Source organism: Anaerobacterium chartisolvens (assembly GCF_003337415.1).
GTDB classification, from domain to species: Bacteria; Bacillota; Clostridia; order Acetivibrionales; family DSM-27016; genus Anaerobacterium; species Anaerobacterium chartisolvens.
The window spans coordinates 1-11,142 of record NZ_QPJT01000050.1 but is presented as its reverse complement, the minus strand read 5'-3'; the positions used below and the strand labels follow the sequence as shown (position 1 = coordinate 11,142).

Genomic DNA, 11,142 nt, shown 5'->3' with positions numbered 1-11,142 from the left:
GCGGAAATCCGAACAATGCTATTTGATAAAGCGATGAAAAACATTACAAAAAATCTTGTTCCAATACGGCCAGATAGAAGTTTTCCCCGAAGGGAGCCTTCGAGGAAAAACGAATATCCAGTTAACAAAAAACGTTCCATGTAATATTCTGTAAGTTAAGCTTTATGACATTGGTCTGCCGTCCCCTTGGCACATACACCCGACTATATTACGCGCACCGAACCGGCGCACCTTCTGTTTTATTTTATTATGGAAAATAGGGCAAGTCAAGAACCGTCCCCGCTTGCCCTCTATAGGGACAGCCTCACCGTCCCGGCTCTTGCCCCTGCCCCCCCACAAGCCCCGGCCCAGCCCCTCCACGGCTGCTGGGGCTTCTCCATGCCCCTTCCCGCGCATCAGCCGCCTCACATTCACGCTCCCCCGCACAGCCGCCCCCGCGCGTCCCCGCCCCCGCCGTCCGCGCCCCGTGCAGGCAGGCCCGACGCTGCCCGGAGCGTCCGGCATCCCTGCGTAACACGCACATTCCGGCATATCGGCATAATGCGCGTGGGCCTTGCTCTGCCGGGGTTGCTTGGCTTCTGCTGCCGCAGATTCAGCCTCCACACGCCCTATGCTGCCGCCAGCCCCCGCAAGGCATGTCCCCAACGCGGTGCAAGCCAAACAGCCCGTTTATCTCCTGCCCTAAATGCCGCGTTTACTGCAAATCCCCTTGCAAGCCTCCACTGCCCTTGCTTGCTATGCTGACAAAGTGGCTTTCCCCATGTGCCTCATTTTTTGCCCTTCCCTGCAATATTCGGATAAGACGGCCCTGCATGTACCGCTTTTTGTGTTGCGCTTCCTTCTGCCTTCAAACACAGGCGGATGCAGAATAGGCATGGAGGGAAACAGTAACGCGCACGGCATATATTAAATACGGGAAAATGGCTCTATATAAAAAGGACATTGTGCCTTAAAAAGCTATGCCCCAGCTTGCTTGGCGGTGAAGGGATAAAAGAAAAATCATGCCACGGAATATTCAAAACAAGAGGTATTCCCTTTTTGCTGAGTTGTTTTGAATGCATTCAGGGGCGATTTTACGATTTATCCTCTGCCGCCCAGCCAAACAAGCCGGGATAGCTTTTTTAGGCACTGTCCTTTTTATGAGAGTCCTTTTCCCATTTAATATATGCCGCGCTTTACGTTTCCCTCCATCTGCCATTCTGCAACCGCCTGTTTGAAGGCAAAGAAGGAGGCTGCCAAAAAGCTGGTACATACGCACGGCCTGTCTTATCCGCATATTGCAAGCAGGGCAAAAATGAGATGCACGGGGAAAGCATCACTTTGTCAGCGCAGCAAGCAAGGGCGGGAAGGCTTGCAAGGGGGAATTTGCGGTAAACGTGGCATTTGGGGATATGGGGATAAACGGGCAGTTTGGCTTGTAGCATGGGGGACATGCCTTACAGGAATTGGCGGCAGCAGGGAGCTTGTGGAGACTGAATCTGCGGCAGCAGGAAAGCAGCGGCCCGGCAGCGCAAGGCCCACGCGCATTATGCAGATATGCCGGGACGCTTCCGGCAGCGTTGGGCCTGCCTGCACGGGGCGCGGACGGCGGGGGCGGAGACGCGTGGGGGCGGTGGTGCTGGGGAGCGTGAATGTGAGGCGGCTGATGTGCGGGAGGGGGCATGGAGAAGCCCCGGCAGCCGTGGAGGGGCTGGGCCGGGGCTTGTGGGGGGGCAGGGGCAAGAGCCGGGACGGTGAGGCTGTCCCTATATACCACAGTCTCTTTGCTTAGGAATGATGTACCTATCCTCTTGTCCCCTTTTATGATGTAGCTAAATTTAACGCTTCTTTTACAGCTTGAGCTAATTTCCCATATTCAATATTCTTACCCAACATAATAATTTTATCTTCTTGGTGAACATAACCTCTTTTAGGTACTTTTTCGGTAGGTATAAGATAATAGCCATCATCTATATCCCATCTAAAACAAATATACCTCTTATTCTTAACAGCCTTAGAGTAACCTTTTACTTTTAGATGTTTCGCTATAGGTGAAATATCACCATCCGCATCTGGATCTTTTGAATAGCATAACTCCATTGCATTAATAAGAGCCTTTTCCAAATCGTCATCAGAATAGGGAACTAAAATTTCATTTACAATATCAATTTCAGCGGTTGCTCCCCCCCATTTCTGTGATTGTCCATTTGGTATAATTATAAGGTTATTATTTGGATCTGCATACACACTAACGCACTTATAATCGTATACCATAATTATTCCTCCATTTACTTAATATATTTAATAACTACATCAATTCCCTTTTTCCCAGCCTCAATAATCGCCTTATCTATTTGCTGCAACTGAGAAGCAGATACATTAGTTGGCAATGCTACTTCCAAAATACGCTGAGTCGAAGAATTAACATTTACAGTAATCTTGTTCCATGTTGTACTTTTGAATCCTGATAAATCATTGGCATATTTCATAATTGTATTGTATACTGCATTACCCTTTTGATATGTTTTAGCACCTAAGTCCATTGATTTTATACTTGTTATACTTTTTGCAAAACCTTTGGAACTATTTACAAATTTATCTATTACTGGAAAATTATTACCCATACCTCCTAGCAGCTTTTCAATTTCCCATCCTCGGTCGAAAGCTTTCATCGTCCATACACTTGCTTTAGAACCCTTACTAAACGTACTTAAAAGCCCAAATTCAGGACCTAATGCCATTAGGTCATCCCAATTTTCTAAGAAATAACCTTGGAATTTGCCATCCTTTGACCACCATGAATCTGGAACCCAGTTGGGGTCTTTTTTTAAATTGTCTCCAAATATACATATTCGTATAGGGCCTATTGTAATGTGTCCACTGGGGTCAAAGAAATCAACAGGGTCATTGTGGCAATACGTATACAAATTCAAGCTCAGAGGATCATTATCTTTCCCCCAATAGCTATCCTCCGTAATAAACCTTCCCACACTTGGGTCATAATACCTTGCCCTCAGGTAGATCGTCCCGGTTTCCTTGTCAAAATACTCTCCGCAGTACCTGAACACATTGGTGTCTTCCGGGTCTGGCTCATTCTCATTTCCAAATGCATCATACTCATAACTCTTTATAACATCTCCCGATGCATTAGTCAACTGCACCACATCTCCATGGGCATTGTACAGGTAATATTTCCTTGTCCCTGCACCGTCCTGAGCATATATCAGGTTTATTCCCCTGACATATTTGTTTGTTACGTTTCCTCCTCCGTCAAGCTCAAGCACCATCTGGCTTCCATCCCATATGTGGCGGGTAGTGGCTCCATTTACTATCTTACCTGTTCTAAGTCCATCCCACCTGTAGGTGTAGAGTATGGTTTTGTCGCCTACGGCAGTCTCTATAAGCCTGTTCAGGCCGTCATAACTGTTGAAGGTTGCCTCCGGCGTTTCCGTGCTTTCTCCCAATACCGCGGCTGAGTACCCTTCTGTCTCACCCTCGCTGTCCGTCTTTATTGTCTCGGTGGCCTTATAGATCTGATTCCCGTTGTTGTCATAGGTGTACCGCGTTATCTCCGTTACTTCTCCTGCTGTCTTTGTCTCGGTAACAAGCCTGTTGTTTTTGTCATACTCATAGACTGTTTGGGATACTCCCTCTACCGTCATCGTTTTTCTGTTGTTGCGGTCATCGTATGTATAGTTTATACCAGGATCGCCGTCCCGCTGTTCTTTGGCAAGCCTTCCCACCCCGTCATAGGTGTAAGTTGTCCTCTTGTCGCTTATTTTGTCTTTCTCATATATGCGGCTTCCATCAGAGCCGTATTTATATTCGTACTGGGAAACTATTTGATTACCCTTTTTATTTGTAAGTAAATCCAGTTTGTTGGATATGGTGTATGTATATTCAGTGCTGTCCCCGTTGGTATACTTAAGGCTTGTCCTGTTTCCATTCGCATCATATCCGTACGTAGCCGTAAGCTGCCCGTTTTCATATACTTGGTACAGCCTGTTCATTTTGTCGTAGGTATATGCCGTATTGGTCTTTGTATGTCCATTTAACTTTATAGTCATTGATACCCTGTTGTCCGCCAAGTCATAGGTATACTGCTTTACTATCCCCTCAGGCTCTGTCTCGGATATAAGCCTTCCCAAACCGTCATATGTATAATTTATTTCCCTTCCATTGTGAATAATCTTGGCGGCTTTTCCTGTAAGTACGTATTCATATGACGTAACTTGTTGCTCTTCTGCCATAGTTGTTACCTTGTTACCAAGAGGCCTATTAAGTCTGTCATAGGTTACTGCAGTTATATTACTATTCCTGTCAGTTTTTTCTATCATGTTTCCCAGAATGTCATATTTATACATTTCCGATTGTCCCATAGGATCCGTCATTTTTGCAAGTTTCCCTATACGGTTGTATTCATACCTTGTTGGAGAAGTTTCTGTTCCGCTCTGCATGGTGAGCTTGTTTCCACAAAGGTCATACGTGTACTGTGTAACGCTGTCCTGTATACCGTTATTGTATGTTATTACCTTTTTAAGCCTGTCCCTATTGTCGTATTCATAACCTATCTCAACATATCCGTTATTTGTTAAGGTTTTCTCTTTTATTACATTGCCATTGGAATCGTAGTAATATTTTTTGCTGCTGTAAGTATTATTAAGGGAATCAACTCTGGCACTTTCTTCTAAAAGCCTTCCCAATGCATCATATTTATATGTCGTCATGCCAAACCGCTTATCTATTTTCACTATGACCTTACCCTGAAGGTTATACTGTTCAAGCATATAGTTTCCATTAACATCTGTTTCTTTTCTATACATTTTATCAGGTTCTTCATACTTTGTTGTATATGCTTCAGTCCAACCCTCAGCGTATGCCCTTGCCGATTTCTCCTCCATCTTATTTCCAAGGTAATCATACTTGAAGGTGTCATTATATTCTTCTCCGTTATGTATTTCCCCTTGTCTTTCCAGCCATCCGTACTTGTTTATATATTTCGTTTCTACTACTGAAGGTGATGTCGGATTACCTTGTATGGTTTTCGTTTCCTTCGCATATTTGATCGCTGTAATAGGATCTACATATACATCGTTGTATGCATATGTTTCCATGTAGAGTCTTTTCTCATCTTCTACGGCTTCTTTGCTGAGCAGTCTCCCATCACTCGTATACGTATAACACATATCCATGTATCTGAAGTTATTCCTTGTCCTTTCTATGGATATTCTGCTTTTTGTGTCATATACGTATCTTTTTATCTCAATTAGGTTTTCACTGTCAGGCTCACATATATTTTCTACTATTAGATTCCCAAGCTTGTCATATATATACTTTATCTGAGTCCCATAGGAAGAATATTTGCTGCTGTTCCAGTTTTCGTCAGTAACTACTACATTGTTTGAAGATGTCGTAGTAGTATATGCCCAATGTTTATATCCTCCATCAGGATTTACTTCCTTAACCTTTCTTCCAAGCTTGTCGTATGTATAATTGTATATGTTCCCATTGGCATCCTTATGCTCTGTTATATCTCCAAACCAGTTGTATTTGTAAGTCTCTTCTATTGTACCAGGTACCGCAGAAACAGCTGGATTGCCATCTGCATCCTTTATATCTTCTATCCATTTTCTAGTAACATATGCATCATTTAATTTCTTGTTTCTCCTTGTGGAGTCATTGTCAGCATAACTATAATTTGTTATCAGCCGTACACTCCCAGAGTTTTTACCTTCTGTATCCTGCTCCTTCCTTGTAATATTCCCCTTATTATCGTATTGGTAGCTTACATCGTAAAATTTATATCTACTAATATTAGGAGGTGTTTTATATTTTGCAGCTCTTGCCACTGCCTTCTTATCAGAAGTTAATGTATTTATTTCCTCTATCACCGTATTTGCATCCTGTTTATATGTCTTGCTTGTGAGGATATGATATACCGGATCATATGTATATACCGTTTTATGATCGATATTGCTTGTATTTCCTTCAGCCTGGATATCCCAATATGCTGTAAGATCCCCATAATCCCCCTTATCATATTCATAGTTCTCTATATTTTGCACGTAATTGCCTGTAGCTTTATTGTATGTCTTGATTAACGATCTGGTAAGGAGTCTGCTTTGAGGATCATAAGTGTTCTGTATCTCATTCTTATGATTTGTTCCTTCGGACAGCTTTCCGGTACACATGAGATTTTTATTGCAAGAGTAGACTTCACTGCTTCCAAGGTCATCAACTACACGGGTTTTTGTAATATATCTATCTGGAATATCTTCTTTTCTATTATATGTACTGTACCCGTCATATTCTCCGGTACCGTCGTACCTGTATGTATATTTTTTGTAGTTATACTTTTTGTCAGCATAGTCATATCTTTCGCTCACCTTATATATCTCCATTACTCCATCTATTCCGCAATTTTTTATATGCCCGGAATAATTGTATTTAGTGTAGCCTCCGGTAGGATATGTTATGCTGGTCAGATACTGGTTATAATTAGTGCAACATATATACTCGTTAAAAGTAAGCCGAGTTCTTATTTCCCCGGGTAACTCCTTATCTCTGAATGATATCCTCTGTAATTTGTTCTGATAACCATAATTTGTTGTCCTTCCTTCGGAATCCGTTACACTTCTTAGTAAATATTTGTCTTTTTGAGCGGAGGAATGGAACGTAGTAGCCTGTTTATTATATGTTATTGTTCTGGTATTTGCCGAATTATTAGGGTCAGCTACAGTTACAGTAACTTTATCTGTAGTGTATCTTATATTTATTTCCCTTCCCACACTATCTACTATCTTACTGATCAAAAGGTTCCCCTTGTCATCAGGCTGGTAAAAGAACTGTATCTGGTTCCCGAACCTGTCCTTTATTCCGATTACCCTTCCTGACTCTTCAAAATATGTTTCTCTTCCATCCTTTTCAGTCATTTGATACCTTGCCCTGTTCCCGTCTACAACATAACTGCTGTTTATCAATTCCTTGAACTTTATATCCTTTAGTGGATAGTCGGGTATGGCATACGGAATGGATGTACTGTCTCCGTTTATATTGCTGGGTGGTATTTCAAATACACCCTTACTTCCGTTATGCAGGTATATGTATTGATCCAGATATCCATTATCGTCCGCTATATACCTGAATTCTAAAAATGGCAGGTCAAAAGCCCAGCCTGTTCCAATATTAAAGTATTTATCCTCTACTTTTTCGTTCTTTAAAGAATACTCATAATTATCCCAATTTTCCTTCACGTAACAATTGGTATAGTCTACCACCATACTACAATCTAGATTGTAATCATCATAGACAGAATCACGACTACTGCTGTTCAGAGAATCCGCAATTTGCTGGGACCAGTCTTTAATTAGACTTGCACAGGCAACCACGTTATATTTTGTTTCCATGAGCTGTTGATATTTTTGGCCGTTTTGTTCATATTCCTTATACAGCTTCCTAGTCCCTACCACCTGGTAAGTATAAAAGCTGCTTCTGTTATATATTGCACTGGGCTCATAAAGGTTTGCCTCTGAGGAGGTATAATACCTTGTCAGGGAAAAGTCCAGGCCATTTACACCCTTTAGAAACAGGTCCCGCTGTCTTACCGTCAGTTCACCGGTCGCAGGATTTATTTCTTCATCTACAGCATCTGCTGCTTTAAACGACGGATCGGTTATCTTTTTGTATGCTGCACTGGGATATATACGATTATTGTAAAAGCTGCTCATATCTCCATCATCGCTGGAAGCATATACAGCAGTCATACTATTTGCTGCATCTTGCTGAAGTGTCTCTCTAGCATGAACTTTCCCTTCAATGCCAATCTCCTTCTCCACCTCTTCCCATGTCTTCCCGTCTGGCACCAGATTTGGTGTAACCCCATCTTCAGCTTCACTCAGCTTGAATTTGGTCTTCCCCTTTACCTTCAATATTTCCTCTGGAGTTTTGCCGCTTACTTTGGACAATTCCTCAGCCTTTTCTATGTCCTTTATTCCATAGCCCTGATCATACAGCTTTCTAACCTCTTTCAGGGACAGCTTGCTTCCGGTTGCCGTGCTTCCCGGCACCTGAGCTTTGCTTTCTGCAAATGCAGGCATTGAAAATACAAATGCTGCAATCAATGTAATAACTATAATTTTAATCCACTCTATTTTCCTTATCATTATCGTTTTTCCTCCCACTACATTAGTTCATTGCATATATTATCTTGGTTTCTCCCGTACTCTTCCTGCACTTGAACCTTATCGCATTTACAATGCCCGACCACTGCTTGCCGGAGGGTATTGATTTGTTTACGGTAAAGGTGATTGTACCCGGAGAGTATTGCTGTATTGTAATGTCTGTGCCGGTAATTGCACCCGCCGCGGTTTCTTTCGCCCAGGTCATGGAGCATAGGTCAGTGATATCCAGATCATCGGCGATGTATGTAACGGTAAAGGTGCGGTCGGAAAGGCTTCGCATGTTCGCTGCCTTTAGAACAAGATTGAAGGTTTTGTCGGCTGCACAGGTGATTGAGACAGCAGGATCTCCGGGAGTACCGAAGGCCCATTTGGGATTTGTTACAACCCCTGCTTCCCCGTTTCCAAGCTGCCCATAGTAGTTATAACCCCATGTCCATACTGTACCATCTTCTTTTACCACCGCTGTATGATAAATACCTGCTGCAACTGCTGTTATTTCACTTAGTTCGCTTACCTGTACAGGAGTTGATCTATTTGTAGTTGTACCGTCCCCAAGCTCCCCATAATAGTTCTCTCCCCACGTCCACATCGTACCATCTTCTTTTAACGCTATACTATGATAACCTCCTCCTGCTATGGCAGTAGCATTACTTAAGCCCCTTACCAGTACAGGAATCAGCCTATCCTCGGTAGTCCCATCACCCAATTGGCCATTGTAGTTAAATCCCCAGGTCCATACTGTTCCGTCGTTCTTCAGCGCAATTGTATGCGCAGCGCCTCCTGCTATCGCTGTTACTCCACTTAAGCCGACTACCTGTTCAGAGGTTGTCCTATCTGCAGTAGTTCCATCTCCCAATTGCCCATCGCTGTTACTTCCCCATGTCCATACCGTACCGTCATTCTTTAGCGCAATTGCATGATAAGAGCCTGCTGCCACATCCTTTATCCCACTTAGCCCTCTTACCTGCACAGGAATTCTACTGCCTGCACTACTAGTCCTATCTCCCCATGTCCATACTGTTCCATCATCCTTTACTGCTATTGTATGATAAGTTCCCGCCGCAACTGCCGTTATTTCACTTAGCCCATTTACCTGCACGGGGGTTGTCCTATTCGTAGTAGTCCCATCACCCAATTGTCCATAGTAGTTATATCCCCATGTCCATACTGTTCCATCATCCTTTAACGCTATACTGTGCCAAGTGCCTCCCGCTATCGCTGTTACTCCACTTAAGCCGGTTACCTGCACCGGAACACGCCTGTCCACTTTAGTTCCATCACCTAACTGACCATAATAATTGTAACCGCATGCCCATACCGTACCGTCATCCTTCAATGCAAGGCTGTAATAGTCACTCGCCGCCACCTTTACAAACTGGCCTTCAACTGTCGGAGCAGAGAACAACTTAAAGCCATCCGAACTTCCATCAGCCCCTGCATCCTCCTGCACCCCTGTATATGCCTCTATCTGTATAACCTCATCACTTATGGTATTCTCCACAGCATTGGCACAGCTTATCTTATTCCCGCCCTGCACCTTGCCTTCCAGTGAAGACAAATGATCCGAGGTCTTAATAATCCTGTCCTTTACTCCCGCTGCATCCATACCCTCGCCCAACGCAAAAAGAAGCGCGGCCTCTCCCGACACAAAAGCCGCCGCCATGGAGGTGCCGCTCTCACTGCCGTAGGAGTCTGACGGAAGGGCAGAGTATATATCCTCACCCGGCGCGGCTGCGTCCACGCTGTTTTCTCCATAGTTTGAGAAGGAAGACAGAGCGCCGTTCCGTCCGACAGAGGCTGCGGTAATAATGTTGGGACAGTCAAAGGCTGCCGGGTATACCGGACTTTGGTCTATGTCTGCTCCGCTGTTGCCTGCCGCGCACACAAACAGCATCCCCGAGTCCCGTATGACGTCCTCAAGCGCCCGGTTATATTCGCCGCTTCCCCAGCTGCAATTTACAATTTGCGCCCCCATCTTTTCCGCATACTCTATCGCGTTTAAAATATCGCTTGTATAGGCTGTGCCTTCGTTGAACACCTTAAGGCTCATCACCTTAGCCGAAGGAGCCACCCCGGCTGTGCCCTTCCCGTTGTCCTTGGCAGCCGATATGATCCCCGCAATGTGCGTCCCGTGCTTTTCACTGTCCGGACTGCTGCCGTCATAGACCATGCCACTGTTGTGGCCGAAGCTCCATCCGTTTACGTCGTCTATATAGCCGTTGCCGTCATCATCCACACCGTTTCCGGGGATCTCTCCAGCATTCACCCATATGTTATCCGCCAAATCCTCATGGTTAACGTCAATTCCCGTGTCGATTACCGCAACGGTAACGCCTTCACCCTCCGACCGTTCCCACGCGTCGGTCACATTGGCACTGCATGAATACTGTGCCGGGACTTCAACCTGATCAATCCTCTGCATTAAGGCCGGTTCATGGGCAAGCTCAAGCAGTATGTGCGGCGGTATGTCTCCCTGCACATCTCTGGCCATCAGCCTGTCCCTTAGTTCCTCCTGCGGAGTGTCCATAAGCACATCCCTTAATTCGGGACTTCTGTCTACGGCATCCTTCAAATGCGGCGGAAGCATTTCCAGTATTTCTTCCATGGGTATGCGGTATGAAGTGCTTTCGTTGCTCCCTCTCTCCTCCGCTCCATCCCCCAGTCCCCACTGGCTGCTGTAATATGTATCCCCGGACATAAGGCTTATCTCATAGTCGGGCTGTATGTACTCTATTTCACCGTCAAGCTTTTGCTGCCTGATGTCATCGGCGAAATCCTCAAGCCTTTCCTTTTTATCCAGAGCTATAATACCCATGTTTTTGCCCAAATTCTTCTCAATCAAGCTTTTTTTCGACGTTGTGAGCCTGTTTGTTTTTCCAAAGGCTTTCTTTAACTTTTCCATGCCTTTTTTATCTTTATATTTCACAATAAACCTGTCTGTTTTAAAATCTGCATCCCCGTCTCGGTCCTTATCCCCTTCAGG

5 protein-coding genes are annotated in these 11,142 nt (G+C 44.5%); 1 reads left to right on the top strand and 4 read right to left on the bottom strand.

The features are described 5' to 3' along the window. Positions 1–162: 162 nt before the first annotated feature. Positions 163–660: a hypothetical protein gene (locus tag DFR58_RS21180; RefSeq protein ID WP_114300407.1), complete on the bottom strand. Its 498-nt coding sequence runs from the start codon at positions 658–660 to the stop codon at positions 163–165. 505 nt (positions 661–1,165) lie between these two features. Between DFR58_RS21180 and DFR58_RS21170 the strand changes: the two genes are divergently transcribed. After that, complete coding sequence (locus tag DFR58_RS21170; RefSeq protein WP_207659314.1) at positions 1,166–1,771, top strand: hypothetical protein; 606 nt, start codon at positions 1,166–1,168, stop codon at positions 1,769–1,771. A gap of 29 nt (positions 1,772–1,800) precedes the next feature. Here DFR58_RS21170 and DFR58_RS21165 read toward each other — a convergent pair whose 3' ends face one another. The 3 genes from DFR58_RS21165 to DFR58_RS21155 all read right to left on the bottom strand — a co-directional run. After that, entirely contained in the window at positions 1,801–2,253 is a 453-nt protein-coding gene (locus DFR58_RS21165; protein ID WP_114300398.1) for a hypothetical protein, read from the bottom strand. 14 nt (positions 2,254–2,267) lie between these two features. Further along, positions 2,268–8,141: an RHS repeat-associated core domain-containing protein gene (locus DFR58_RS21160; RefSeq protein WP_114300396.1), complete on the bottom strand. Its 5,874-nt coding sequence runs from the start codon at positions 8,139–8,141 to the stop codon at positions 2,268–2,270. A gap of 22 nt (positions 8,142–8,163) precedes the next feature. Beyond that, positions 8,164–11,142, bottom strand: a 2,979-nt coding sequence (locus DFR58_RS21155) for an RCC1 domain-containing protein (RefSeq protein ID WP_147273231.1), incomplete at its 5' end; no start/stop codon positions are given.

What these genes read in the sequence shown, in the direction of transcription:
- DFR58_RS21170 (WP_207659314.1), top strand. Translation starts at nt 1,166, where the DNA reads ATGCCGCGCTTTACGTTTCCCTCCATCTGCCATTCTGCAACCGCCTGT.
- DFR58_RS21165 (WP_114300398.1), bottom strand. Translation starts at nt 2,253, where the DNA reads ATGGTATACGATTATAAGTGCGTTAGTGTGTATGCAGATCCAAATAAT.
- DFR58_RS21160 (WP_114300396.1), bottom strand. Translation starts at nt 8,141, where the DNA reads ATGATAAGGAAAATAGAGTGGATTAAAATTATAGTTATTACATTGATT.